A 25,802-nucleotide genomic window follows, 5' to 3' on the forward strand; every position below is an offset into this window, starting at 1 on the left:
ATTTCGATGCTGTACGAAGGCACCACCGGTATCCAGGCACTCGACCTGCTCGGCCGTAAAGTGCTGATGACTCAAGGCGAGGCTTTGAAAGGCTTCACCAAGATCGTCCACAAGTTCTGCCAGACCAACGAAGGCAACGAAGCCGTTGCAGAATTCGTTGCACCGCTGGCGGCAATCAACAAGGAATGGGGCGAGCTGACCATGAAGGTCGGTATGGCTGCCATGAAAGATCGCGAAGAAGTAGGCGCGGCCTCCGTGGACTACCTGATGTACTCCGGTTATGCCTGCCTGGCTTACTTCTGGGCCGACATGGCCCGTCTGGCAGCTGCGAAGCTGGCAGAAGGCACTGGCGACGCAGCGTTCTACACCGCCAAGCTGCAAACCGCGCGCTTCTACTTCCAGCGCATCCTGCCGCGTACCCGTACCCACGTGGCCACCATGCTGTCGGGCGCCAACAACCTGATGGACATGAAAGAAGAAGACTTCGCGCTGGGCTACTAAGCCTTAACGCAGTCTCCTGAAAAACCGCTGTACCTTCGGGTGCAGCGGTTTTTTTTTGTTAGCGAATAGCTCAGATAGTCAGGTTTTCTGCCGTTAAAGAGACTGCATGTGATCTGGATCACATTGTGTGTGCTTAACTGCATGCATTGCAGGCACAATGCCATTACTTTGCCAGACGGTCGGAGCTTTACCCTTGCCGCGTTCTTCCGCTGTACGTTTCAGTCATTTCCTACCCTCACTGCTGTTGTTACTTGCGGGGTTGGCGGCTGCGTACGTCAAAGACCTCAACGTATTCTTCACTTCGCTGTTCAACGTGCTGCCGACGTTGGTGCTGTTGCTGGGCGGGGCTTATTGCGCGGTTTACCGCCGCCAGCGCGAACTGTTTCTGATGCTCACGGTGTACATCGCCTACTTTCTGCTCGACACCCAGACCGACTATTACCGCGACAACGGCAAGGTGCGCGACGATGCTGCCGTTGTGTTTCATCTGGTCTGCTTGCTGCTGCCGTTGTTGTTCGGTCTTTTCGCGGCGTGGCAGGAGCGCACGCACCTGTTTCAGGACATGGTCGCGCGCTTCGCCGTTTTACTCGCCTTCGGCAGCGTCGCATTGGGGCTTGAGCAAAGTTATCCCCAGGCGTTACTGATCTGGCTTTCCGAGATTCGCTGGCCGGCACTGCATGGCGCATGGATGAGCCTGATCCAGCTCTCCTATCCAGTGTTCATCTCGGCATTCCTGCTGCTGGCGTGGCAATACTGGCGCAACCCCCGTCCGTTGCACGCGGCGCAATTGGTCGGTTTGCTCGGTGTGTTCTGGATGCTGCCGAAAACTTTCATCCTGCCGTTCACCCTGAACATCATGTGCAGCCAGGTGATGTTGATGATCGCCGCTGCCGTTGCGCACGAGGCTTATCAAATGGCCTTCCGCGACGAGTTGACTGGCTTGCCGGGACGCCGCGCGCTCAACGAACGCATGCAGCGCCTCGGACGCAACTATGTGCTGGCGATGAGCGACGTCGACCACTTCAAGAAATTCAACGACACCCACGGCCACGATGTCGGCGACCAAGTGTTGCGTCTGGTCGCCAGCAAGCTGTCGAAAATCAGCGGTGGCGGTAGGGCGTATCGCTATGGCGGTGAGGAATTCGCCTTGGTGTTCGCAGGCAAAACCCTTGAGGAGTGCATGCCGCACCTCGAAGTGATCCGCGAATCGATTGCGTCCTACAACATTCAGCTGCGCAATCAGGAAAACCGTCCGCAGGATGATCAGCAAGGTCGTCAGCGTCGTGCCGGTTCCGGCGCGTCGAGTGTGTCGGTGACGGTGAGCATCGGCGTCGCCGAACGTCTGGAACAACGCACGCCGGAGCAAGTCCTGAAATCCGCCGACGAAGCGCTCTACAGCGCCAAAGGTGCAGGGCGAAACTGCGTCGTCGCATTCGGCCAGAACCGCCGTGGCGCGGTGCGCATGGACACCGCTGCGGGTTGAGTGATGACGGCGCATTCAGCGTCTGCACAATGATTGTGGGGCGTGGTGGTCGGCAGTAGGTTGGAACGATCTGCTGACGGAGAAGCCACCATGCCTGAGTACAAAGCCCCGCTGCGCGACATGCGCTTTCTGATCGATCACGTCTTCGACTTCCACGCCAACTACGCCGCCCTTGGCGCGGATGACGCGAGCCCGGACATGATCAACGCGATCCTCGAGGAGGGCGCGAAGTTCTGTGAGAACGTTCTGGCACCGCTCAATCGCAGCGGTGACGAAGAGGGCTGCCATTTCGACAATGGCGTGGTGACAACGCCTACAGGCTTCAAGGAAGCTTTCGCACAATACGTCGACGGCGGCTGGCACGGTCTGGCGGCGGATCCGGTGTATGGCGGTCAAGGCCTGCCGAGTTCGCTGGGGCTGGTGATCAGCGAGATGGTCGGCTCCAGCAACACCTCGTGGGGCATGTACCCGGGCCTGACCCACGGCGCAATGTCGGCAATCCATGCTCACGGCACCGCCGAGCAAAAAGAAACCTACCTGAGCAAACTCACCGCCGGCCAATGGACGGGCACCATGTGCTTGACCGAAGCGCATTGCGGCACTGACCTGGGCATCATCAAAACCCGCGCCGTGCCGCAGGCTGACGGCAGTTACGCGGTCACCGGCAGTAAGATTTTCATCTCCGCCGGCGAGCACGACATGAGCGACAACATCATCCATCTGGTGTTGGCCAAACTGCCGGACGCGCCGGCCGGCACTAAAGGCATTTCGTTGTTTATCGTGCCGAAATTCCTCGCCGATACCGCGGGTGAGGCGGGCGAGCGCAACGGCGTGTCCTGCGGTTCGATCGAGCACAAAATGGGCATCAAGGCCTCGGCCACTTGCGTGCTCAACTTCGACGGCGCCAAGGGTTTCTTGATCGGCGAGCCGAACAAGGGCCTCAACTGCATGTTCACCATGATGAACCACGCACGGCTCGGCACCGGCATGCAGGGTCTGTGTCTGGGCGAGGCGAGTTTCCAGGGCGCAATCAAATACGCCAACGACCGCTTGCAGATGCGCTCGTTGACCGGCGCTAAAGCACCGGACAAAGCCGCCGATCCGATCATCGTCCACCCGGACGTGCGGCGCATGTTGCTGACCATGAAAGCCTTCAACGAAGGCAACCGCGCGCTGACCTATTTCACCGCGCAACTGCTCGATACCGCGCACCTGAACAGCGATGCCGAGGCGCGTCAGGAGGCTGAAGACCTGCTGGCGTTCCTCACGCCGATCTGCAAAGCATTCATGACCGACAGCGGGCTGGAAGTGACCAACCTCGGCATGCAGATATTTGGCGGCCACGGTTTTATTCGCGAGTGGGGCATGGAGCAATTGGTGCGCGATTGCCGGATTGCGCCGATCTACGAGGGCACCAACGGCATTCAGGCGCTCGATCTGCTCGGGCGCAAGGTGCTCGGCAGTCAGGGCAAGTTGCTGCGTGGGTTTACCAAGATCGTCCACAAGTTCTGCGCGGCCAACGCCGAGCATCCGCAGTTGGGCAGTTTCGTTGCGCAGCTCAACGAGCTGAATCAGCAGTGGGGCGATTTGACCATGAAGGTCGGCATGGCGGCGATGAAGAACCCGGATGAAGTGGGCGCGGCGTCGGTGGATTATTTGATGTACAGCGGTTACATCATCCTTGGGTATCTGTGGTTGCGCATGGCGTTGGTGGCGCAGGCGCAACTGGAGGCGGGCGAGGGTGAGGCGGATTATCTGCGCGGGAAATTGGCGACGTGCGAGTTTTACTTCAAGCGACTGTTGCCGCGTACGGCGGCGCATCGGGCGGCGATTGAGGCGGGGAGTGATTGTTTGATGAAGTTGCCGGCTGAATTGTTTTCTCTGTAGGAAAAAGCAAAAGATCGCAGCCTTCGGCAGCTCCTACAGGGAATTTGGGGTTGGCGGGGCTGCGATCTTTTTTTGGTGACTAAAAATAACAAATCAGTCACTGGTTGACCCTATGTGTCGCAAAAGTTGTTGAGGTACACTCGGCCTCAACGAAAACACCCTTCACGAATAACCTGTTTAGATCTTGCGAGGTTTGCCATGGCTGACTACAAAGCGCCGCTGCGCGATATGCGCTTCGTCCTCAATGAAGTGTTCGAGGTCGCCAAACTCTGGGCCGAACTGCCGGCCCTGGCCGAAACCGTCGACGCTGAAACCGTTGAAGCCATTCTCGAAGAGGCCGGCAAGGTCACCAGCAAAAGCATCGCGCCGCTGAGCCGTGCCGCTGACGAAGAAGGCTGTCATTGGGCCGACGGCGCCGTCACCACCCCGGCCGGTTTCCCACAGGCTTATCAGACTTACGCCGAAGGCGGATGGGTCGGCGTTGGCGGTGATCCAGAGTTCGGCGGCATGGGCATGCCCAAAGCCGTGTCGGCGCAAGTCGAAGAAATGGTCAACTCCGCCAGCCTGTCCTTCGGTCTGTACCCGATGTTGACCGCCGGCGCCTGCCTGTCGATCAACGCCCACGCCAGCGAAGAACTGAAAGCCGCGTACCTGCCGAACATGTACGCCGGCGTCTGGGCCGGTTCGATGTGTCTGACCGAGCCGCACGCCGGCACCGATCTGGGGATTATTCGTACAAAAGCCGAGCCTCAGGCCGACGGTTCCTACAAGGTCAGCGGCACCAAGATCTTCATCACCGGTGGCGAACATGACCTCACCGAAAACATCATTCACCTGGTGCTGGCGAAACTGCCGGACGCCCCGGCGGGCCCGAAAGGCATCTCGCTGTTCCTCGTGCCGAAGTTCATGGTCAATGCCGACGGCAGCCTCGGCGCGCGCAACCCGGCGAACTGCGGTTCGATCGAGCACAAAATGGGCATCCAGGCGTCCGCGACCTGCGTGATGAACTTCGACGAAGCCGTGGGTTATCTGGTCGGCGAGCCGAACAAAGGCCTCAACGCGATGTTCACCATGATGAACTACGAGCGTCTGGGCGTCGGCATCCAAGGCTTGGCGACCGGCGAGCGTTCGTACCAGAACGCCGTTGAATATGCGCGCGACCGTCTGCAAAGCCGTTCGCCAACCGGCGCGCAGAACAAAGACAAAGTCGCAGACCCGATCATCGTCCACCCGGACGTGCGGCGCATGCTGCTGACCATGAAAGCCTCGAACGAAGGCGGCCGTGCGTTCTCCACTTACGTGGCGATGCAACTCGACACCGCCAAGTTCAGCGAAGACGCCACCACCCGCAAGCGTGCGGAAGATCTGGTTGCACTGCTGACGCCGGTGGCCAAAGCGTTCCTCACCGATCTGGGTCTGGAAACCACCGTGCACGGCCAGCAGATTTTCGGCGGCCACGGCTACATCCGCGAGTGGGGCCAGGAGCAACTGGTGCGTGACGTGCGCATCACCCAGATCTACGAAGGCACCAACGGCATTCAGGCGCTGGATCTGGTCGGTCGCAAGATCGTCGGCAGCGGCGGCGCGTTCTACAAGCTGTTCGCTGACGAAATCCGCCACTTCACTGCCACCGCGAGCGCCGAACTGGGCGAATTCACCAAGCCACTGAACGATGCCGTCAACACCCTCGATGAGTTGACGTCGTGGGTGCTGGATCGGGCGAAAAACAACCCGAACGAAATCGGCGCGGCCTCGGTCGAATATCTGCAAGCGTTCGGCTACGTTTCCTACGCGTACATGTGGGCACTGATGGCCAAGGCCTCGCTGGGCAAAGAAGCGCAGGACGATTTCTATGCGAGCAAGCTCGGCACGGCACGCTTCTACTTCGCCCGTCTGCTGCCGCGTATTCACTCGCTGAGCGCGTCGGTGAAGGCCGGTAGCGAGTCGTTGTTCCTTTTGGATGCGGCGCAATTCTAACGATGTAACGTCATGTAAGCATTTGCTTACATGACGTGCTGCTGTTCTCCCATATGCGTGGATTGGATCCACGGCTAATCTACATTTCATGGACGTCGCGCAGGAAGCGCAAAGCAACAACACGGACACGTAGGATTCTGCCAGGGTGGCGGAGTGAAATGGATGTCAGGGAAACAGTCTGCAAAGCCCCGCTTCGGCGGGGTTTTCTTTTGCCTGCAGAAAAGTGCTCAAACCAAAGGGTCGAGCGGCGGCCTGACTTCGCGCTCCATCACTTCTTCCAGCAATGTCTGCAACAGCGCCAACGGTGCCTGCTGACGTTGCACATCGCGACAGACCAGCCCAACTTTCAGTGGCACCCGTGGTTCGCTCAGCGGTTTCCACAGCAGATCCTGATCGTCGTATTCCTTCTGCGACCGCCCCGGCAACACTGTCGCCAGTTTGGTGTGCGGCAGACTGTCGAGAATCCCCACCATATTGTTCAGCTCGGCTTGCACCTGCGGGCGACGTCCGAGGGCGGTCAATTGTGCCTGCCAGATCTGGCGGATCTGGAATTCTTCGCCCAACAGCAACATCGGCAGCTCGGCGGCCTGACGCATCGAAACTTTCTTGAATTCGCGCAACGGATGATCCGCCGGGATCACCAGCGTCAGTTCATCTTCGTAAAGCATCACGCCATGCAAACCCGGTTGGCGCGGCGGTAGATAACTGATGCCAATATCCAGCGAGCCATTGAGCAAACGTCGCTCGATCTCAAGTCCGGTCAATTCATAAATCTGCACCACCAGATGCGGCTGTGCCTTGCGCACGCGCTCAAGCATTTGCGGCACCAGACTGGTGTGAACTGTTTGCAGCACGCCGATCGCCAGCGTGCGCAAGGCCTGGCCCTTGAAGTTGCCCAACGCCTCGCGCGCCCGTTGCAAACCGTCGAGCAGCGGCAACGCGTGGTTATACAAAGTGTGCGCGGCGAGGGTTGGCAGCAGGCGTTTGCTGCTGCGTTCGAACAGAGTGACGTCGAGGTTTTGTTCGAGCTGACGGATCTGCTGCGACAGCGCCGGTTGCGAGATCGACAGGCGCTCCGCCGCCCGGCCGACATGGCCCTCTTCGTAGACCGCGACGAAATAACGCAGTTGTTTGAAATCCATAAGTAATGCTTATCGAAAATGCTGGAAAAACGAAATGGCCCGAAGCCGTCAGTGCGCCTAGTCTAACCGCATTCACAAGGCTTACAGGGCCAGAATGCGCGATGAATAGCGTTCGCTTCGACAGTGTTTACATAGGCAGTTCAAAACACCTCAAACGAGGTTTTTTGCAATGAATCTGTTTAGTTTGCGGCGCCAGACGCCGAGTCTCGATGACCTCGCTTTCGAGGCCAATCCATCTGACCCTAATGAAAATCTCAGCGCCGAGCGCCTGATGCCTAGCGTCGAACGGCCGCAACAGGTATTCGTCCGTGGTCAGGGTTCGTGGCTATGGGACAGCAACGACCGTGCGTATCTCGACTTTTCCCAGGCCGGTGGCGCCAACAGCCTCGGCCACAGCCCTTCGGCGCTGGTGAAAGCCATCAGCAGTCAGGCGCAGGCGCTGATCAATCCCGGTTTCAATCTGCACAATCGCGGCATGCTCAGCCTCGCCGAACGCCTGTGCGCCGCGACCTCCAGCGATCAGGCTTACCTGCTCAACAGCGGCAGCGAAGCCTGTGAAGCGGCGATCAAACTGGCGCGCAAGTGGGGCCAACTGCATCGCGGCGGCGCGTCGCGGATTATTGTTGCGAAGCAGGGTTGTCATGGTCGAAGTCTGGCAACGATTTCCGCCTCGGACAGCTGCAACCTGCACAACCGTTTCGCGCCGCTGCTGCCGGGTTTTGATCTGGTGCCGTTCAACGATTTACCGGCGCTGCATGCGGCGGTCGATGCGCAGACCGTGGCGATCATGCTGGAGCCGATCCAGAGCGATGCCGGTGTAATTCCAGCCACCGAGCACTACCTCAAAGGCGTCGAGCGTCTGTGCCGTGAACTGGGCATTCTGCTGATCCTCGACGAAGTGCAAACCGGCATCGGCCGCTGCGGCACGTTGCTCGCCGAACAGTCCTACGGCGTACGCGCCGATATCGTCGTGCTCGGCAAAGGGCTTGGCGGCGGTGTGCCGTTGGCCGCGTTGCTGGCACGGGGCAAAGCCTGCTGTTTCGAAGCAGGCGAACTCGGCGGCACCCATCACGGCAACGCACTGATGACCGCGGCCGGGCTGGTGGTGCTCGACAGCGTGCAAGACCGCAGCTTTCTCGAACAGATCAACGACAACGGCCAGCATCTGCGCGAAGGCCTTACCCGATTGGCGCACCGCTACGACCACGGCGAATTGCGTGGCCAAGGCCTGTTCTACGGACAGACCCTGTCAGACGATTCCGCCGAAGCCGTCGTCCACGCCGCCCTGCACGAAGGCCTGCTGCTCAACGCCCCGCAAGCCAACTGCCTGCGCTTCACCCCGGCGCTCACCGTGAGCAAAACCAACATCGACGAAATGCTCCTGCGCCTCACCCGCGCCTTCGCCCGCGTGCGCACCGCACAACTGCAATGCCGCAAAGGGATTGCCGTCTGAGCTGAAGTTTCCTACCCGAATCAAAGAACCGTCTCGCGGTATAACGCACGCCCCACGCCTGATTCTTTTGGCGTGGGGCGTTTTTTTGTCGGTGGTGGCGATGAAATGGCAGTTGCACTGAACCCTGACGAACGGCGCGGGTCGATTAGCTTGTATGGCTCAAGTGAGCCAACCCCCATTCAGGAGCTGCCCCATGGATTTTATTCGGATCATCATCGCTATTCTGTTGCCGCCACTGGGTGTGTTTCTGCAGGTCGGGTTTGGCGGGGCGTTCTGGTTGAACATTCTGCTGACGTTGTGCGGGTATATTCCGGGGATCGTGCATGCGGTGTATATCATCGCCAAGCGCTGAGTTCTGCGGCGCTCGATAAATAGCCTTCGCGAGCAAGCCCGCTCCCACAGTGTTTTCGGTCGGTCACAAATTTTGTGTACACCAAAGAACCTGTGGGAGCGGGCTTGCTCGCGAATGGGGCAACGCGGTTCTGAATGGGACGCGGTGATCAGTCCGCCAAGCCCATCACCCGCTGATAGAACCTCCACTCCTGCTCCAGCGCATGTGCCTGATTGGCCGCGCGGCGGAAGCCGTGGCGTTCATCGGGGTAGTAATGGGCTTCGACCGGGATTCCGTTCTGCTCCAGTGCCGTGACCATGTCGCGGGTTTGTTGCGGGACAACCACCGCGTCCAGTTCACCCTGAAAGAAAATCACCGGCACGCGGATGTTGTTTGCGTGCAACAACGGTGTACGGGCGGCGTAGCGTTCGGCGTCTTTTTCGGGATCGCCAATGAGCCAGTCCAGATAATCGCCTTCGAACTTATGCGTCGCCCGAGCCAACGCCACCGGGTCGCTGACGCCGTAGAGGCTGGCGCCAGCGCGGAACACCTGCTTAAACGCCAGCGCACACAACGTGGTGTAACCGCCTGCGCTGCCACCACGAACGAACGCCCGTTCGCCGTCAATCAAGCCTTGTTCGGCAAGATACGCGACGACCGCGCAAGCATCCTCGACATCCACCTTGCCCCAGCTCAAATGCAACGCCTGACGATATTCCCGGCCATAACCGCTGCTGCCGCGATAGTTGAGATCGGCGACGGCGAAGCCGCGTTGCGTCCAGTATTGGATGCGCGGGTCGAGCATCGGATAGCAGGCCGATGTCGGGCCGCCGTGGATGAACACTACCAGCGGTGGTTTCGTCTCACCGCTCATGGCTGGATAAAAGAACCCGTGCGCCTCACCCGAGCCACTCGGATAACGCAACGTTTGCGGACGGCTGATGCGTTCGGCAGGCAATGGCGCGACGCCACCGGCCAGCACTTGCACTTCACGCGTCCCACGATCAATGGTGATGACCGCCGCAGGGCTGATCGGCGAGGCTGCGATGCAGTAAATAAACTGCGCGTCCAAAGCCAGATGACGGAAGCGGCTGTAGTCGCCGGTGTAATCTTCATCGCCCAAAGTCAGGCGACCAAAACCACCTTCACTCCAACTGGCTAAAACCGAATCTTCTACAGGCAACCAGGTGCAGCCGCCCAACTGCCAAGGCGCCGGAGCATGATCGGCCGGCGCGGCAGGCAGTGGCGCCAAACCGTCAGAAGTCTCGGCCCACGGCTGCCAGAATCCACCGCGATCAGTCAGGCAATACAGCCGACCTTCAGCATCAAATCGTGGCTGTTGAATGGACTCTTCAACCTCATCGCCAGCAACGCAGCGCGGCAAACCAAAGGCGCCTTCAGCCAAGCGTTCAGCCACCATCAACCGCGTCGACGTCCACGGCTGATGCGGCCGGCTCCACTCGACCCACGCTAAACGCTGGCCATCCAGGCTGATAGTGGGCGCAGCATAAAAATCCGCGCCCTCAACCAATAAATGCCGCGCGCCGTTAGCCAGATCAATTGCCACCAACCGATGCTGATCGCGCAGTTCTTCCACCGCCAGCACCTGGCCATTGGCAAAATGCAGATCGCCGTAACGACAATCACCCGAGGTCAGCGCCTCAGGCGCTCCATCCAGCGTCTGCCGATACAACTGCTGATCCGCCTCAGCGACGAAAACCACCCCGTCCGGCGTCAGACAAAACGCACCACCGCCATATTCGTACACGCGACTGCGTACGCTGAAGCCAGCCGGCGTCAGACATTTCGCCACGCCATCGCGCCAATGCCAGATCCGGCACGCGGCATCTTCCGGGCGATATTCATTCCAGAACAGACCATTGGCGCCGAGTTGCAACTCGGCGAAGTCCATGCCGGCAGCGACGGCTTGCGAGGCGCTGAATGGCTCAGCCCTTGGCGATGAGGCGTGAGTTTCGTTCATTGCGGAAGGCCAGTTGTTCGATGGTTTGGGTGGCGGTCTCGGCTTCTGCGCGGGCCTTGAGGATCACGCCGTGATGTTCGGACTTGCTGCACACCGGGTCGGCATTGCTCGCATCACCGGTGAGCATGAATGCCTGGCAGCGGCAGCCGCCGAAGTCTTTTTCTTTCTCGTCGCAGGAGCGGCACGGCTCGGGCATCCAGTCGTAACCACGAAAGCGGTTGAAGCCGAACGAGTCGTACCAGATGTGTTGCATGCTGTGATCGCGCACATTGGGAAATTGCACCGGCATCTGCCGGGCGCCGTGGCAGGGCAGGGCGGTGCCGTCCGGCGTGACCGTCAGAAAGATGCTGCCCCAACCGTTCATGCAGGCTTTCGGGCGTTCTTCGTAGTAATCCGGGGTGACGAAAATCAGCTTGCACGGATGCCCTTCGGCTTCCAGCTTGGCGCGGTATTCGTTGGTGATGCGCTCGGCACGCACCAGTTGTTCCTTGGTCGGTAACAGGCCGACACGATTGAGCTGCGCCCAACCATAGAACTGGCAAGTGGCGAGCTCGACGAAGTCGGCTTCGAGCGCAATGCACAGCTCGATGATGCGGTCGATCTTGTCGATGTTGTGCCGGTGGGTGACGAAGTTCAGCACCATCGGATAGCCGTGGGCCTTCACCGCGCGGGCCATTTCCAGTTTCTGCGCGAAGGCTTTTTTCGAACCGGCGAGCAGGTTGTTCACTTGCTCGTCGCTGGCCTGGAAACTGATCTGGATGTGATCGAGACCAGCCTTTTTGAAGTCGCTGATTTTCTGCTCGGTCAGGCCGATGCCGGAGGTAATCAGGTTGGTGTAGAAACCCAACTGCCGTGCTTCATGAATCAACTCGGCGAGATCCTGACGCACCAGCGGCTCGCCACCGGAAAAGCCCAGTTGCGCAGCGCCCATCTCCCGCGCCTCGCGAAACACCTTGATCCATTGTTCTGTGCTCAGCTCTTTGCCCTGCTTGGCAAAATCCAGCGGATTGGAGCAGTAGGGGCATTGCAGCGGGCAGCGGTAGGTCAGCTCGGCGAGCAGCCACAGCGGCAGGCCGATTTCAGGCTTGGCCGGCAGATCAGGCAAGTTCGATCCAGTGCTGTGCACGGGCAACCTCCATGAATTGCTCGATGTCATCACCGAGCTCAGGCACGCCGTGGAACTGCTCATCGAGTTCGGCAATGATCGCCGCAACGTCGCGTTCGCCGTCGATCAAACCGCCGATCAGCGCGGCGCTGTCGTTGAGTTTGATCATGCCTTCGGGGTAAAGCAGCACGTGACCTTTTTGCGCCGGTTCGTACTGGAAGCGGTAGCCGGGACGCCAGGTCGGGACTTTGCTGCGGTCGAAACTCATAAGGTGATTCCTTTATGCCAGACGCGTTGTTCGGTCACGCTGTGATACGGCGGGCGTTTCAGTTCGTAGGCCATGCTCATGGCGTCGAGCATGCTCCAAAGAATGTCCAGTTTGAACTGGAGAATTTCCAGCATGCGCTCCTGGCCTTCGCGCGTCTTGTAGTGCTCCAGCGTGATCGCCAGACCATGCTCGACATCACGCCGTGCCTGACCGAGGCGGGTGCGGAAATATTCGTAACCGGCCGGGTCGATCCACGGGTAATGCTGCGGCCAACTGTCGAGGCGCGATTGGTGGATCTGCGGCGCGAACAGTTCGGTCAGCGAGCTGCTGGCGGCTTCCTGCCAACTGGCGCGGCGGGCAAAGTTGACGTAGGCGTCGACGGCGAAACGTACGCCGGGCAATACCAATTCCTGGGAGCGCAGTTGATCCGGGTCGAGACCGACCGCTTGACCGAGGCGCAGCCAGGCTTCGATGCCGCCGTCTTCACCGGGGGCACCGTCGTGATCGAGCAGACGCTGAATCCACTCGCGGCGGATTTCCCGGTCGGGGCAATTGGCAAGGATCGCCGCGTCTTTCAGGGGGATGTTCACCTGATAGTAGAAGCGGTTGGCGACCCAGCCCTGAATCTGCTCGCGGGTGGCGCGGCCTTGGTACATCGCCACGTGGTAGGGGTGGTGGATGTGGTAGTAGGCGCCTTTGGCGCGCAGGGCCGCTTCGAATTCGGTGGGGGACAGCGGGGTGTCAGTCATTGCGGTTCTCCGGGGAACAACCGTTGGAATCCTGGGTGTCTGTTCGGACGCCTTCGCGAGCAAGCCCGCTCCCACATTGGATCTGTGGCGTACACAAAACCCCTGTGGGAGCGGGCTTGCTCGCGAAGAGGCCGGTCGCTACAACACAATACTCATGCCATCGAACGCCACTTCAACATTACGCCGAGCCAGTTCAGCACGCTCCGGCGAATCTTCGTCGAGAATCGGATTGGTGTTGTTGATGTGGATAAGTACTTTGCGCTGCTCCGGCAACTGCTCCAGCACTTCGAGCATGCCGCCAGGCCCGTTCTGCGCCAGATGGCCCATCTCTCGGCCAGTACGCGTGCCGACACCACGGCGCTGCATTTCATCGTCATCCCACATCGTGCCGTCGACCAACAGGCAATCGCTGCTTGCCATGATCTCCAGCAACGACGCATCGACCTTGCCCAGACCCGGCGCATAGAACAGCTTGCCGCCGGTCTTCAGGTCTTCCACGATCAAACCGATGTTGTCGCCCGGGTGCGGATCAAAGCGGTGCGGCGAGTACGGCGGTGCGGCACTGCGCAATGGCAGCGGGGTGAAACGCAGGTTCGGGCACGCCGCCACAGTGAAGCTCTGGTCGAGTTCGATGCGGTTCCAGTCCAGCCCACCATTCCAGTGCGTGAGCATCTTGAACAGCGGGAAACCGGTGCTGAGGTCTTCGTGAACCATGTCCGTGCACCAGACCTGATGCGGGCAGCCTTCGCGCAAGCTGAGCAGGCCGGTGGTGTGGTCGATCTGGCTGTCCATCAGGATGATCGCGCTGATGCCGGTGTCACGCAGGGCGCGGCCCGGTTGCATCGGGGCGAAGCTTTGCAGCTGCGCGCGGATGTCCGGCGAGGCGTTGCACAACACCCAGTTCACGCCATCATCGGAAATCGCGATGGACGATTGGGTGCGGGCCTTGGCATTCAGGCTGCCGTCGCGAAAGCCTGCGCAATTGACGCAGTTGCAGTTCCACTGCGGAAAACCGCCGCCAGCGGCCGAACCCAGAATCTGGACGAACATGAACACTCCATCATTTCAACGCGGAAAATAAAACGCCCCGGCGAGCCGAGGCGTTGCACTGCAGTTCTATGTAAGCAGAACTCAGCGGCTGGCGAAGTACATGGTGACTTCGAAGCCGATACGCAGGTCGGTGTAAGCAGGTTTTGTCCAGGACATGGTGTGTCTCCTCAGGGTGGGTGGGATAGCGCTGTCCATAGGTATAGTCCACGGCAGCGCAAAGATGTTCCAAATAGTTAGGCTGCTATGTTACTCAAAATGTCACCGGGTTTGCCCGTGAATCTTTGAGAAAGCTCCTTGCAGCCTCGGTAATGATCAATTTGCTGCTTGCCATGGCGCGCCGGGCGCGGAATCGGTGGCGAGACAGCGGTAGCCGCCCTCGGCGTTGATTAAATGCTGTGCAGCCGTGAGCAATGTCTGGCGATCGAGTTGGCCGATGGCAGCGCTCAGTTGCTCAAGATAATCCGACGAGTGGCCAGCGATTTTCGCCTGCCACAGCAATTCGGCGGCGTCCTTGCCGGACAGGTTGGCGTCGTTGAATTGATCGCTGAGGTTTTGCCGGTGCTGGCTGAGACTGGCGTCATCGTGGGATTCGATCAACGCAGGGAGGTCTTCGCTGAATGCTTGAACGTGGCCAAGTATTTCCAGCGCTGAGGCGGTGGGCGATTGCACGCCGAATACGATTGCGGTCTGGCCGTGTATCTGGCGCAAGGCGCTGAATACCGCGTAACCCAGTTTTAACTCAACGCGCAGGCGCTGGTAGAACGGGGTCTGGACAATCAGGGCGAGCAGTCGCCATGCCGCTTCGTCGGTAATGCTGCGACTGGCAGTCGGGCAGCACAACAGCGCGGCGTGTTCGCTGGATGCGCTGTCGATCTGGTGCCACAACTGTCGGCTGTCGAGCGCTGACGGAGCAGGCAATTGGTTGTCCGGCGTACCGGGAATGCGGCTCAGAGCGAGGCCCATGGCTGATTGGGTTTGCTGATTGAGGCCCAAGGCGAGGCCGTCCCACCGAGAAGTTGTCCACAGGTGTTTTGCATCGTCAGCCGTTGGTAGAGGCTCCAGACAAAACTCCGGTAAGGCATTTATCAGTTGGCGGATGGGCATCAACGGCGTTTCTGGCGCACTGCGCGGGGAATTGGCATCAACCGCTGTCAGAGATTTCAGCGCGTGCTCGAGGACATTGGGCATCGGCTCCTGCAAACCGGTGAGCTTCAGCAGCCATTGATTGCCCGTGGCGCTGAAAGTCAGCTCGACGCCGGCCTCGCGCGCGTCCTGCTGAGTTTGCTGAAGACCGCGCTGCAAGCGCGAATGCAGATCAGCGCTGGCGGCGGCCTCAACCTGCCAGCGCAGATAAATCGCGCCCTCATCATTGTTGTCCGGCAACGCTTGGCTGAATTGCATCGGCGAACGCTCACGACGACCGCGCGAGCGATCCTGAGCAAACGTGCGCAGGCCACGGTGGGCGCTGGTCTGGCCGCGAATCAGCCCGGCATTGGCCAACGGTTCATTGGCTCGCAGGAAAGGATTGGCTGCGGGCAGACGCCAGTGCTCGCTGAAGTTATCCACAGTGCCGATTTCGCCGAGGATCTGTGTGAGGGCTTCAACGCCTTTATTGGACAGGCCGATTTCCAATTGTTCACTGTCGAGCCGCGCCCGTTGCAGCGCGCCGCTGACTTGCTGCTGACGTTCAAGCAGGGCCGCGTATTCTTTGCGCAGTGCCGCCCAATCCTGCTGAGCGAAGAAACTCAGCCAATCGAGTAGTTGGTCGCGAATGGCGTTTAACGATTCCGCTGGAGCGGTGAATTCCAGCTGCAACAACGCTTGCCCGTTGAAGTGATAAACCGGCGCGGCTTTCAAGCCATCTGCCAGTTTTTGCTCCTGCAAATGCGCGAGCAGCCCGCCGGCTTTTGAGCTGTTCAGCCAATGACAAAGAAAAGCCAAAGCCTCGACGGATGACTCAGGCAAGGCATCAAACGCAAACAGCAAATTGCCGCGTCGCTCACTGACCTGTTGATAACTTTTTACCGCCAGCGGCACGGTTGCCGCCTGCGTAACGTTATCCCCAGCCGGTAAGGCTTGTGAAAACTGCTCAGCCAGCGCTTTCAATTCTTCGAGACTCTGCGGCCCAACCAGACTCAAGGTCATCTGCCCAGTCTGATAAAACTGCTGATGGAAATCTTTGAGCGCTTGTTGAAACGCAGCCTGCTCAACTTGCAGGCTGTCGCGATTCCCCGCATGAAACCCGCGCAACGGATGCTCAGCCGGTAGCCCTTCAAACAAGGAAAACTGCTGCTGCGCTGTAGGATCCTGCGACCAGGCGACAAATTCCGCCTGCAACACTTCCCGTTCCCGCAACTGATCGTCCAGATTCATACACGGTTTGGCGAGCATGTCTGACAGACGCTCCAGCCCTGCGCCGAACGAGCGCGTCGGCAACTCAAAGAAAAAGTCAGTGGTGCGTTCGCGCGTGCTGGCATTGACCTGGCCACCGTGACCTTGCACGTAAGCCATCAGCCCTTCGCCCGTAGGAAAACGCTCGGTGCCGAGAAACAACAAATGCTCGAGAAAATGCGCCAGCCCCGGCCACTCCAGCGGCACGTCATGGCTACCGGCAGCCACGCGCAGTGCAGCGGCACTGCGCTTCAGGCCGGGTACATGACGCAGGGTCACACGCAAGCCGTTGGCCAGGGTTTCAGTGTGGGGGCGGGGGTGGGTCGGCGCAGGCATGGGCACTTCCAGAACAGTGAAGTGCCAATGCTAGCGGATTAGCGCCGGTTGAGCGCGCCGTAAAGCTCGGGGCGGCGGTCGCTGAGGTAGCGATTGGCGGCGCGGGAGTCGAGCATCAACTGCCGATCGAGTTCGCCGATGATCAGCGCTTCGTCGAGCCCTGCCTGGGCGATGCGGCTGCCATCCGGTGCAGCGAGGCTGCTTTGCCCGCAATAGTGGATCTCGCCTTCGCTGCCGCAATAGTTGGCGTAGGCCACGTAGCACTGGTTTTCGAAGGCGCGCGAACGCACGGTGACGTCAGCGACGAAATCGAACGGAATCATGTTCGCCGTCGGCACCAGAATCAGCTCGGCGCCGGCGAGTGCCAGACGGCGGGTGTTCTCCGGAAACTCGAGGTCGTAGCAGATCAGGAAACCGAGCTTCCAGCCGTTCAGTTCGACGATGGGGAAATCATCATCGCCTGGGCTGAACATCGAGCGATCCAGATCGCCGAACAGATGCGTTTTGCGGTAATTGCACAAGCGTTCGCCGTGTGAATCGATCAACTGCACGGCGTTGTAAATCTGCCCGTCGGCGGTGCGTTCCGGATAGCCATAAACAATCGCCAGACCTGCAGCCTTGGCGATCCGGCCGATCTGCTGCGCCCATTCACCGTTGTAGACCTCGGCCAAGGTACTTACCGCTTCGGCGCCAATGTTGTAGCCGGTCATGAACATCTCCGGCAGCACCAGCAGGTCGGCGCCCTTGGCCTCCATCGCCACTTGATGCAGGCGGTGCAGGTTGGCGGCGGGCTCCAGTGGCAGCGGTGGACATTGGTAAAGGGCTACACGCATCAGGGATTCCTCTTACTCGGGCAGGGCGATAGGGCCGATGTCTTTGAACACATCACCGGGGCCCGGGTTCGCTTTATGTGTCGACCCGCCAAAATGTTTCATGATCCCCCACACCGCGTTGAGCGAGGTCTGCACCGCGCCTTCGACCCAGGCCGGCGTCCAGGAAACGTCGTCGCCGGCAATGAAAATTCCGCGTTGCTCGGCCGGCATTTCGTCCTGCATGAAGTGCGCGTACATGCGCTGGTTATAGCGATAGTGGCCGGGCAGCGCGCCTTTGAACGCGCCGAGGAAGTACGGGTCGGCTTCCCACGACACGGTGATCGGATCACCAATGATCCGCGCGGCGATGTCGACTTTTGGGTAGATCTTTTTCAACGCGTTCAACGCCAGCTCAACGCGTTTTTCCACCGGGTGCGGGAGCATCTTCAGTGCATCGCTCATCCACGAGTACGACAGGCAGATCACGCCCGGTTTGTCGTCGCCGTTGTCGAACAGATAAGTGCCACGGGTCAGGCGATCGGTGAGGGTCATGCTCATCAAGTCGCGGCCGGTATCTGGATCTTTATCCTTCCAGAACGGACGGTCGACCATCACGAACGTCTTCGACGACTGCATGTAGCGAGTGCGGTCGAGGGCCATCCACATCTTCTGCGAGAACAGGGTTTCGTCGCATTCGATCTGCGTGGTCAGCAGCCAGCTCTGGCACGTGGTCAGCACGGCTGCGTATTCTCGGGTGTCGCCGTTGTTGTCGGTGACCGCGAAACGGCCATCCGGCGCATGAGCGATTTTCTTCACGCCGGAACGCGGCGCGCCACGGTGCAGGGATTTCAGGCTGGTGCCTTCAGGCCAATGCACGCAGCGCTCCGGCACATGTCGCCAGATACCTTGCGGCACTTGCTCGACGCCACCGACCACCAAGTGTTGGTGATCGTCGCAGTTGGTCATCACCACGCGGAAGATTTCCAGCATCGAGTTGGGGAAGTCCGAGTCCCAGCCGCCGGTGCCAAAACCAACCTGACCGAACACTTCGCGGTGATGGAACGACAGTTTGGCGAAGGCTTCCGAGGTGGCGACGAAGTCATAGAACGTGCGGTCGTCCCACAGCGGCACCAAGGTATTCCACAGCTCTTTCAGGCGAGGCACATCGCGGTCGCGAATGGCTTGCTGGATATCGGCGAACTGCGAGCCGGCCTCCAGTGCGTCCGCCCAGGCGTCAGCCACTTCCTGAAACAGTGCAGGAAGATCCGCCAGTTTCTGTGCGTAATGGGTTTTGCCTTCCAGATCGATCACGGTGCTGCCGGAGGCCGGCGTCAACGGGTTCGGGAAAGGTTTGGTTTCGAGGCCGAGCTTGTCGACGTAGTGATAGAACGCGGTGGACGACACCGGAAAACGCATGCCCCCGAGTTCAGCGACGATGCCGTCAGTGCCGTTGAAGGCTTGCGAGCGCAAACGACCGCCCAGCGTCGAAGCCTCGTAAACCACAGGCTTCAGGCCGAGTTTCATCAACTCGTAAGCCGCCACCAGACCAGCGATGCCCGCGCCGACAATCGCCACTTCTGCGCCGTGATTGTGCTCGGGAATAGTGCCGAGACCGGCCGGGTGTTCGATCCAGTCGTCAAACGCGAACGGGAAGTCCGGGCCGAAAATGGTGACTGGTTTCTTGCCGTCTGCAGGATGGCGATTGTTCTTGTTCATGGCTGACCTTGCTGGCGACCCGACGCGGGATGCGCGTCTGAGTATAGGAAAAGATGCCAGCCATTCTAGGGAGCGTGGAACACGTTAATAAGACGCAAAGTGTCGTCGTTTTGCCAATAACATGATCAATCTGACGATAGAGGCCTGCACACCGACCAAAAAGTGGGAGTGGGCTTGCTCACGAAAGCGTCGAATCAGTCGACATCGTTGTTGCTGACAAACCGCCTTCGCGAGCAAGCCCGCTCCCACAGTGGATTTGTGCTTGGCGCAGATATTGGGCGCAACCTGGGTTAAATGTGGGAGCCGGGCTTGCCCGCCAAGAGGCCCTGTAATCCACTCGAGATACCCGATCAAAACCTTAAACCGGCTGCCCCCGATCAACCTTGCTACTCAAAATAATCGAAGTCGTCGTCTTCTCCACCCCATCCACCCCGCCAATCTGATCGAGCAACTGATCGAGCTGCTCCGGCGAATCAGTGCGCAACCACGCCACATAATCAAACTCGCCACTCACTGCACACAGCTGCTGCACCTGTGCCATCGCACTCAACCGACGCACCACCTCTTTGCCGGAACGCGGTTGCACCTTGATCCCGACGTAAGCCTGCAAGCCGCCATCGACCACCCGCTGACCGAGACGCACGCCATAACCAGTGATCACTTTGGCCTTTTCAAGGCGCGCCAATCGTGAGGTCACGGTGGTGCGCGCAATGCCCAATTGCCGGGCAAGCATGGCAACGCTTTCGCGGGCGTTGATTTGCAGGGCGGCGATTAGCTGACGGTCGATTTCATCGAGCGCGGGCGGGCGGGTGTCTGGCAAGGGGGCGGTTCCATGGTGTGGGGGGCGGTGAGTTGCGCATGGTACATGCTCAATCAGATTGGGCACACGGGCAACACTAGCGCCGGCACTGGTTTTGGCGGTTGCCCTGGTGTGGTTCAAGCGCTATCATCGGCGCGTCAGCACAGACCGGAACTTTGCAAGCAGAGGGTGTTGATTTCGGTGGCGCAAGCTACTCCTAGCCAGTGAGCGGGATAAGCGGGGAACCGTGAAAGGAAAGGCCGATATTGAGATTTACAGAAAGCCCCGATGCGCGAGCATCGGGGCTTTTTGCTTTTTCTCAAACGGATTTCCCCGCATTACGCATTTCCAGTATGTAGCGGACGTTATGTGGTTTTCCTTTCGGCAACTTCGCTCGTCCCCATTCAGCGACCTCGTAGGCGGAAATGACTCGAAGCTTGAGTAGGTTCGTTGTGTTCTGCGGTTTGCTGATCGAAAAAAAGACCGCGTAGTCATGTAAATCAAGGCAGTAATAGCGCTGACTGTTTTCTACGTAGAAAGGCACGGCGAGGCCTTTGAAAAAACGCTTGTGAAGGTAATCCGCGATCTGGCTGCTGCAATGGTGACGATCTGCACAGAAATATCGGGTTTCTCCTCTGTGTCGGAGGGGTTGACCATGACCTTTGTCGTCGGTGAAACAATGGAATCCAAACTCGAATTTGACGCTTAGCTGCTGCTCAGCCACTTCATAGCTCAGTTCGAAAGGCTGTAAATGCGCCATGCAGTATTTGCGTCCGCCAACTATCAGATCTTTCCATTCCATGGTGATTGTCGCCGGACGCACGCAGAGGGAGAAACGTTGATGCACTCCCGATTGAAATTTGAACACCCCGAAAATTGTGGGCGCATGAACGGCTGCGCAGGCGTTTAACCGTGCCCGTAGTTTCTATCCACAGAAGGCTGATGACTTAGAACCTTCACCACATCATCAATCACCGCTTTACTCATTGCAGCCAAGTAATGCGCAGCCCAGGCATGGCGATCGGTCGCTTTGTCGTAAGCGGCTTCTTCAGCAAAGGTTTTGACCAGAAAGAGAAGATCGGAGGCTTGTGTCAGAGCATCGCCGATTGGTACGCCGGCGCTGACATGGAAGAGGGGTTGGTTGACGCAGTAGATGAAAGGGGTGAGGCCGATGGTTTTTAAACCTGAGGTCGAGTCTGTTTCAGTCATGGCGTAACTCCTGGTGTGAGGAGCTACCACTATCGTTTCCAATCGAATGGGTGGCAGCTGTGCGCAGGTTGGAAAACCGGAAACCAGGAACCGGCACGTCGGAAGACGTCCCACGCACAGCCGCCATAAATCGAGATCGCAAGCGCTGTTGCTGGTTTCTGATTTCGACAGGTTTCCAAGCCCGACCGCTGATAAGCAGCGACGTCTCGAGAGTATCCCGTCAAACCAACCCCCAACAGGCGCGGCACCGCTCAAAACCACAGCTTCGGAACTTGCCTACAGCCTTCGGGGAAGTCTTCCGAACATTGCGCTCGCCAATACTGCCCCCCAACCACTCGCCCAAGAAAAAGCCGCGCATTTAGCGCGGCTTTCAATTTGGTGGGCCCACACGGACTTGAACCGTGGACCAAAGGATTATGAGTCCTCTGCTCTAACCAACTGAGCTATAGGCCCTCAGTAGGCCGCGGATTATAGCGACGGTTTCTCGGCTGTGCTATCCGAAAAATCCGATACGGTCACACGCAGAAACGTTGCGGCGAATTCTTCCGGCGGCAGCGGCAGGCTGACGATGTAGCCCTGGATCTGTTCACAGCCCTCGGCGGCGAGGAATTGTTGCTGTGCCTGGGTTTCCACGCCCTCGGCGATGACGGTGAATTGCATGCTGCGGCCCAGGGCGATGATGGCGCGGACAATCGCCGCATCGTGGGGGTCGTCGGGCAGTCCGCGGACGAAGGACTGGTCGATTTTGAGGATGTCCAGTGGCAGGCGTTTGAGGTAGCTGAGCGAGGAATAGCCGGTGCCGAAGTCGTCAATTGCCAGTTGCACGCCGAGGTGTTTGAGTTGGTGCAGCACGGCCAGCGCCTCTTCGGCCTGACTCATGATGAAATTCTCGGTAATTTCCAGTTGCAGTAAATCCGGCATCAGGCCGTTTTCGTTGAGCAGCTGCTCGATGCGCCCGAGCAGGTTCGGCTGGCGCAGTTGTGCGCCGGCGAGGTTCACCGACAACGGGCCGAGGCTGTCGTAGACCTGATTCCACTCGAACATCTGCCGGCACGCGGTCTCCAGCACCCAATCGCCGATCTGCAGAATCATGCCGTTCTCTTCGGCCAACGGAATGAAGTGCTCCGGCGGCACATCGCCAAAGGTCGGGTGGCGCCAGCGAATCAACGCTTCGGCACCGACCAGCCGATGGTCGTCGAGGCTGATTTTCGGCTGGTAGTAGAGGTGCAATTCATTGCGCTCGATGGCCCGGCGCAGTTCGTGTTCCAGCGCGATACGCTCGCTGGCCTGCGCGGTGAGGTCGCGGGTGTAGCTTTCGACGCGGTTGCGGCCCTTGGCTTTGGAGCGGTACATCGCCGCGTCGGCGTTTTTTACCAGCGTGGCGACGTCGCAGCCGTCGCGCGGATAGAGGCTGGTGCCGATGCTGGCGCTGATGAAAAACTCGTGTTCGCCAGCCTGAAACGGCGCGCCGAAGCAGTTGAGCAGTTTGGTGGCGATGTTGTCCGCGTCGCTGGCCTGCTGCAGGCCGGGCAGCAGGATGATGAATTCATCACCGCCCAACCGTGCCACGGTGTCGATGTCGCGCAGTTGCTCTTTGAGGCGCACGGCGATGCCCTTGAGCAGCAGATCGCCGACCGGGTGGCCGAGGCTGTCGTTGATGTGTTTGAAACGGTCAAGATCGAGGAACAGCACGGCGCCCTGACCACCGTTTTCCTGTTGTGTGGTCAGCGCCGAGAGCAGGCGACTTTCGAACAGCGTGCGGTTTGGCAGGCCGGTGAGCGGGTCGTGGTGCGCCTGATAATCGAGTTTCGCCTGCGCGTGTTTGAGACTGGAGATGTCGGCAAACACAGCGACAAAGTGCGTGATGAATTTGTCGCGGTTGCGCACGGCGCTGATGGTTAGCCAGCTCGGGTACAGCTCGCCGTTTTTACGTCGGTTGGAAATCTCGCCTTGCCAATGACCTTCGTCGGTCAACTGGTGCCACATCGCCGCATAAAACGCGCTGTCGTGCAGGCCGGAGGCGAGCAGGCGCGGGGTGTGGCCGAGGGCTTCGCTTTCGCTGTAACCGGTGATTTCAGTGAAGGCGCGGTTGACTGCGCTGATGTGCTGCTGGGTATCGGTGATCAATACGCCTTCGGCGGTGCTCTCGAACACGGTCGCAGCCTGTTGCAGTTTTTCCTGCATCAGATGACGTTCAGTAATGTCGCGGGCGATGGTCAGCATGCAATCTTCGTCACCGATCGGCAGTGGTCGGCTGGACACTTCGCACAGACGAATCTGCCCGTCGCTACGACGGATATGGCAGGTGAAATCACGCACGAAGCCGTCGCGGTGCAGCAGGTCGAGCATCTGTTTGCGCTCGTTGAGGTTGACCCAGATCCCCAGATCCAGCGCCGAACGATCCACCGACATGGCGCTGTTGAATCCGGTGATGCGGCTGAAACCTTCGTTGACCTCCAGCAGCAGGCCATCGCTCTGCCGCGACAACAACAGTCCGTCCGGCGAGGCGTGGAAAGCCTTGGCGAATTTCTCTTCGGAGGTTTGCAATTGCTGCTGGGTTTCTTTGAGTTGGGTAATGTCGCGCACCACGACGACCAGCGCCGGCGTGGTGTCGAGGTCGAACGGCTCGGCGGAAATCAGGCCGGTGAATACTTGGCCGTTATTGCGGCGGAAGGGCATTTCCAGATTGCGGATGCTGCCGGCCTGCAAGCGCTGGAGCAAACCGGGGCCGACGCCGGGAATGCCCCAGATATTCAGGTCGGTGGCGGTCTGGCCGATGACTTCTTCGGCCTTGAGTCCAATCTGTTCCTCGAAGGCTTCATTGACCTCCAGCAAACAGCCGTCGGACAGCCGCGCAATCACCAGAATGTCCGGGCATTGCTGGAAGACCGAGGCGAATTTTTGCTCCGACAAACGCAGCGCTTCTTCGGTGCGCTTGGTTTCGCTGATGTCGATCATCAAACCGCGCATCACCGGTTCGTGGCCATGTTCGATCAGGCTGACAATGTCGCGCACCCACAGGCAGCGGCCATCGGCGGTGATCACCCGATAATCGAGGCTGTGATCGCGCCCGGCCAGCACTTCGTGATCACAAAAACTCTGGGCGCGAGTGAGGTCGGCCGGATGAATGATGTTGCGCCAGAACCCCGGAATCAGCCAATGCGACAGTGGATAACCGAGCAAGTCTTCGGCGTGCGGTGACACATAGCTGTAGGTGAAGTCGCTCATCCGCGCTTCCCAAGCGATCGCCGACAAACTTTCGACCAGCCCACGGTAGTGATATTCGCTGCTGCGCAGTTCCTGTTCGAGGTCGATGCGCCGGGCGATTTCCGAGCTGAGGCGGCGGTTGATGCGGATCACCACGGCCAGCACGATCATCAGCAATAACAGGCCGGGCAAGCCGTAAACCAGCAGGTCTGACCAGAAGGTGCGGTGATCGAGGACGTTACCGACCCAGTGTTCCTGAATAGCGCTGATTTCGGCGGGGCTCATGTCGGCGAGAACTTTGTCGAGAATCCCCACCAGCACTTTGTTTTCGCGCGGCACGCCCATCGCCAGTTGATAGCGATACGGGGTTTCGCCGCTGACGTAGAGGCCGTCGAGTTTGAGCTGACGCAGGCTCCAGACGCTGGAGGCGAGGTCGCCGACCACGGCGTCGACTTCGTCGGTCGCCAGCGCCTGCAACGCCGAACTGACGTTGGGCATGGCCACCAGATTCAGATCCGGGTGGTGGGTGCGCAGGAGTTCGTGCGGCGCATAGTTTTCCACCACGGCGATTTTTAATCCGTACAGATCATCGAGTTTGCGCGGTTGCGCGCCGCCGACGTGGGCGAGGATGACAATCGGGAAGTCGAGGTAGGGCCGGGTGAATGACAGATAGTTCTGCCGTTCCGGAGTAGACATGATCCCCGGCAGCAGATCGATCTTGCCGGTTTTGACCTGCTCCAGCACTTCCGTCCAGCTGATGGGCTCAATCGGCGTGAGTTTGATCGCCAGACGCTGGCGAATCACGTCGATGTAGTCAGCCGCCAGGCCCTGGTAACGGCTCTGGTCGTCACGAAACTCAAACGGTGGCCACGATGCATCGACACCCAGGCGCAAGTCCGGGTGAGCCGCCAGCCAGCCACGTTCTTCATCGGTCAGAGTCAGCGCGTTAGCCGTTGCGGTCCAAATCATCAGTGACAGCACGAAAAGCACGGGCGCCAGTCTGGGCATAACGCTCTCGTTATGGCTCGGGGGTGATTGTTTCGAGTGTAGACGCGGACTGCAGCGGGGAGGGTGGTGCGAGGAATTTAATCTGCCTAAAAACAAAACCCCCGGCCTGGGCCGGGGGTTCTGGTATCACTCGTCGAGGAAGGAGCGCAGATGCTCGCTTCGCGTCGGGTGGCGCAGCTTGCGCAGCGCCTTGGCTTCGATCTGACGGATCCGCTCACGCGTTACGTCAAACTGTTTGCCCACTTCTTCGAGTGTGTGGTCGGTGTTCATGTCGATACCGAAACGCATGCGCAGTACTTTAGCTTCACGGGCAGTGAGGCCGGACAGCACTTCGCGAGTCGCTTCTTTCAGGCTCTCAACAGTGGCGACATCGATTGGCGACTGCATGGTCGAGTCT

General features: G+C 59.4%; 20 protein-coding genes, 1 tRNA gene and 1 pseudogene. 6 read left to right on the forward strand and 16 right to left on the reverse strand.

Going from position 1 to position 25,802, the window contains the following annotated elements; translation table 11 throughout:
* The 4 genes and pseudogenes from ACIP1X_RS21620 to ACIP1X_RS21635 form a co-directional block, all read left to right on the forward strand.
* Positions 1–501 (forward strand): annotated as a pseudogene (locus ACIP1X_RS21620) (phenylacyl-CoA dehydrogenase); the annotation flags it as partial.
* 193 nt (positions 502–694) lie between these two features.
* The gene (locus ACIP1X_RS21625) at positions 695–1,984 is read left to right on the forward strand and encodes a GGDEF domain-containing protein (RefSeq protein WP_400648761.1); all 1,290 of its coding nucleotides are present in this window, start codon (positions 695–697) and stop codon (positions 1,982–1,984) included.
* 90 nt (positions 1,985–2,074) lie between these two features.
* The gene (locus ACIP1X_RS21630; RefSeq protein ID WP_400754968.1) at positions 2,075–3,871 is read left to right on the forward strand and encodes an acyl-CoA dehydrogenase C-terminal domain-containing protein; all 1,797 of its coding nucleotides are present in this window, start codon (positions 2,075–2,077) and stop codon (positions 3,869–3,871) included.
* Between the two features lie 198 nt (positions 3,872–4,069).
* Positions 4,070–5,848, forward strand: coding sequence for an acyl-CoA dehydrogenase C-terminal domain-containing protein (locus ACIP1X_RS21635; RefSeq protein ID WP_400754971.1), 1,779 nt, complete (start codon positions 4,070–4,072; stop codon positions 5,846–5,848).
* A 227-nt stretch (positions 5,849–6,075) separates the two neighbouring features.
* On the opposite strand, the gene ACIP1X_RS21640 is transcribed toward ACIP1X_RS21635, so the two are convergent.
* Positions 6,076–6,990, reverse strand: coding sequence for a LysR family transcriptional regulator (locus ACIP1X_RS21640; RefSeq protein ID WP_053124445.1), 915 nt, complete (start codon positions 6,988–6,990; stop codon positions 6,076–6,078).
* A gap of 169 nt (positions 6,991–7,159) precedes the next feature.
* On the opposite strand from ACIP1X_RS21640, the gene ACIP1X_RS21645 reads away from it, so the two are divergent.
* Together ACIP1X_RS21645 and ACIP1X_RS21650 are read left to right on the forward strand one after the other, a co-directional pair.
* Entirely contained in the window at positions 7,160–8,443 is a 1,284-nt protein-coding gene (locus tag ACIP1X_RS21645; protein ID WP_400754974.1) for an aspartate aminotransferase family protein, read from the forward strand.
* A gap of 193 nt (positions 8,444–8,636) precedes the next feature.
* Positions 8,637–8,795, forward strand: a complete 159-nt coding sequence (locus ACIP1X_RS21650) for a YqaE/Pmp3 family membrane protein (RefSeq protein WP_003228885.1) — start codon at positions 8,637–8,639, stop codon at positions 8,793–8,795.
* A gap of 148 nt (positions 8,796–8,943) precedes the next feature.
* Here ACIP1X_RS21650 and ACIP1X_RS21655 read toward each other — a convergent pair whose 3' ends face one another.
* From ACIP1X_RS21655 to ACIP1X_RS21725, 15 genes are all read right to left on the reverse strand, one after another.
* The gene (locus ACIP1X_RS21655) at positions 8,944–10,755 is read right to left on the reverse strand and encodes a prolyl oligopeptidase family serine peptidase (protein ID WP_400754976.1); all 1,812 of its coding nucleotides are present in this window, start codon (positions 10,753–10,755) and stop codon (positions 8,944–8,946) included.
* Positions 10,721–11,881 carry a pyrroloquinoline quinone biosynthesis protein PqqE gene (gene pqqE, locus ACIP1X_RS21660; protein WP_400754979.1) on the reverse strand — a complete coding sequence of 387 codons (1,161 nt, stop codon included), beginning with the start codon at positions 11,879–11,881 and terminating at the stop codon, positions 10,721–10,723. Before pqqE ends, ACIP1X_RS21655 begins: the two co-directional genes overlap by 35 nt.
* On the reverse strand, positions 11,853–12,128 hold the full coding sequence (gene pqqD / locus ACIP1X_RS21665; RefSeq protein ID WP_400754982.1) for a pyrroloquinoline quinone biosynthesis peptide chaperone PqqD: 276 nt from the start codon (positions 12,126–12,128) through the stop codon (positions 11,853–11,855). The genes pqqE and pqqD overlap by 29 nt, the downstream gene beginning before the upstream one ends.
* Positions 12,125–12,877, reverse strand: coding sequence for a pyrroloquinoline-quinone synthase PqqC (gene pqqC, locus ACIP1X_RS21670; protein WP_400754985.1), 753 nt, complete (start codon positions 12,875–12,877; stop codon positions 12,125–12,127). Before pqqC ends, pqqD begins: the two co-directional genes overlap by 4 nt.
* A 138-nt stretch (positions 12,878–13,015) precedes the next feature.
* Positions 13,016–13,927 carry a pyrroloquinoline quinone biosynthesis protein PqqB gene (gene pqqB / locus ACIP1X_RS21675; protein ID WP_400754987.1) on the reverse strand — a complete coding sequence of 304 codons (912 nt, stop codon included), beginning with the start codon at positions 13,925–13,927 and terminating at the stop codon, positions 13,016–13,018.
* Positions 13,928–14,008: 81 nt separating this feature from the next.
* Positions 14,009–14,083 (reverse strand): pyrroloquinoline quinone precursor peptide PqqA, encoded by a 75-nt coding sequence (pqqA, locus tag ACIP1X_RS21680; RefSeq protein WP_003422658.1) that lies wholly within the window; start codon positions 14,081–14,083, stop codon positions 14,009–14,011.
* A gap of 156 nt (positions 14,084–14,239) precedes the next feature.
* Positions 14,240–16,654 (reverse strand): pyrroloquinoline quinone biosynthesis protein PqqF, encoded by a 2,415-nt coding sequence (pqqF, locus tag ACIP1X_RS21685; protein ID WP_400754990.1) that lies wholly within the window; start codon positions 16,652–16,654, stop codon positions 14,240–14,242.
* A 38-nt stretch (positions 16,655–16,692) separates the two neighbouring features.
* Positions 16,693–17,487 (reverse strand): carbon-nitrogen hydrolase family protein, encoded by a 795-nt coding sequence (locus tag ACIP1X_RS21690; protein ID WP_400754992.1) that lies wholly within the window; start codon positions 17,485–17,487, stop codon positions 16,693–16,695.
* A gap of 12 nt (positions 17,488–17,499) precedes the next feature.
* Positions 17,500–19,182 (reverse strand): flavin monoamine oxidase family protein, encoded by a 1,683-nt coding sequence (locus tag ACIP1X_RS21695; protein ID WP_400754994.1) that lies wholly within the window; start codon positions 19,180–19,182, stop codon positions 17,500–17,502.
* Between the two features lie 358 nt (positions 19,183–19,540).
* Positions 19,541–20,002, reverse strand: coding sequence for an Lrp/AsnC family transcriptional regulator (locus ACIP1X_RS21700; RefSeq protein ID WP_053124425.1), 462 nt, complete (start codon positions 20,000–20,002; stop codon positions 19,541–19,543).
* 298 nt (positions 20,003–20,300) lie between these two features.
* Entirely contained in the window at positions 20,301–20,741 is a 441-nt protein-coding gene (locus tag ACIP1X_RS21705; protein ID WP_212545141.1) for a hypothetical protein, read from the reverse strand.
* Positions 20,742–20,887: 146 nt separating this feature from the next.
* Positions 20,888–21,190, reverse strand: coding sequence for a DUF3077 domain-containing protein (locus tag ACIP1X_RS21710; RefSeq protein WP_400754996.1), 303 nt, complete (start codon positions 21,188–21,190; stop codon positions 20,888–20,890).
* Positions 21,191–21,566: 376 nt separating this feature from the next.
* Positions 21,567–21,643, reverse strand: a tRNA-Ile gene (locus tag ACIP1X_RS21715).
* Between the two features lie 15 nt (positions 21,644–21,658).
* Positions 21,659–25,405 (reverse strand): bifunctional diguanylate cyclase/phosphodiesterase, encoded by a 3,747-nt coding sequence (locus tag ACIP1X_RS21720; RefSeq protein WP_400754998.1) that lies wholly within the window; start codon positions 25,403–25,405, stop codon positions 21,659–21,661.
* Positions 25,406–25,531: 126 nt separating this feature from the next.
* Positions 25,532–25,802, reverse strand: a 271-nt coding sequence (locus ACIP1X_RS21725; protein WP_400755001.1) for a sigma-70 family RNA polymerase sigma factor, incomplete at its 5' end; no start/stop codon positions are given.

The sequence above is a fragment of the Pseudomonas sp. NPDC088885 genome, from assembly GCF_044750025.1.
Classification (GTDB): domain Bacteria; phylum Pseudomonadota; class Gammaproteobacteria; order Pseudomonadales; family Pseudomonadaceae; genus Aquipseudomonas; species Aquipseudomonas rustica.

What these genes read in the sequence shown, in the direction of transcription:
- ACIP1X_RS21630 (WP_400754968.1), top strand. Translation starts at nt 2,075, where the DNA reads ATGCCTGAGTACAAAGCCCCGCTGCGCGACATGCGCTTTCTGATCGAT.
- ACIP1X_RS21635 (WP_400754971.1), top strand. Translation starts at nt 4,070, where the DNA reads ATGGCTGACTACAAAGCGCCGCTGCGCGATATGCGCTTCGTCCTCAAT.
- ACIP1X_RS21640 (WP_053124445.1), bottom strand. Translation starts at nt 6,990, where the DNA reads ATGGATTTCAAACAACTGCGTTATTTCGTCGCGGTCTACGAAGAGGGC.
- ACIP1X_RS21645 (WP_400754974.1), top strand. Translation starts at nt 7,160, where the DNA reads ATGAATCTGTTTAGTTTGCGGCGCCAGACGCCGAGTCTCGATGACCTC.
- ACIP1X_RS21650 (WP_003228885.1), top strand. Translation starts at nt 8,637, where the DNA reads ATGGATTTTATTCGGATCATCATCGCTATTCTGTTGCCGCCACTGGGT.
- ACIP1X_RS21655 (WP_400754976.1), bottom strand. Translation starts at nt 10,755, where the DNA reads ATGAACGAAACTCACGCCTCATCGCCAAGGGCTGAGCCATTCAGCGCC.
- pqqD (WP_400754982.1), bottom strand. Translation starts at nt 12,128, where the DNA reads ATGAGTTTCGACCGCAGCAAAGTCCCGACCTGGCGTCCCGGCTACCGC.
- pqqC (WP_400754985.1), bottom strand. Translation starts at nt 12,877, where the DNA reads ATGACTGACACCCCGCTGTCCCCCACCGAATTCGAAGCGGCCCTGCGC.
- pqqB (WP_400754987.1), bottom strand. Translation starts at nt 13,927, where the DNA reads ATGTTCGTCCAGATTCTGGGTTCGGCCGCTGGCGGCGGTTTTCCGCAG.
- pqqF (WP_400754990.1), bottom strand. Translation starts at nt 16,654, where the DNA reads ATGCCTGCGCCGACCCACCCCCGCCCCCACACTGAAACCCTGGCCAAC.
- ACIP1X_RS21690 (WP_400754992.1), bottom strand. Translation starts at nt 17,487, where the DNA reads ATGCGTGTAGCCCTTTACCAATGTCCACCGCTGCCACTGGAGCCCGCC.
- ACIP1X_RS21695 (WP_400754994.1), bottom strand. Translation starts at nt 19,182, where the DNA reads ATGAACAAGAACAATCGCCATCCTGCAGACGGCAAGAAACCAGTCACC.
- ACIP1X_RS21705 (WP_212545141.1), bottom strand. Translation starts at nt 20,741, where the DNA reads ATGGCGCATTTACAGCCTTTCGAACTGAGCTATGAAGTGGCTGAGCAG.
- ACIP1X_RS21710 (WP_400754996.1), bottom strand. Translation starts at nt 21,190, where the DNA reads ATGACTGAAACAGACTCGACCTCAGGTTTAAAAACCATCGGCCTCACC.
- ACIP1X_RS21720 (WP_400754998.1), bottom strand. Translation starts at nt 25,405, where the DNA reads ATGCCCAGACTGGCGCCCGTGCTTTTCGTGCTGTCACTGATGATTTGG.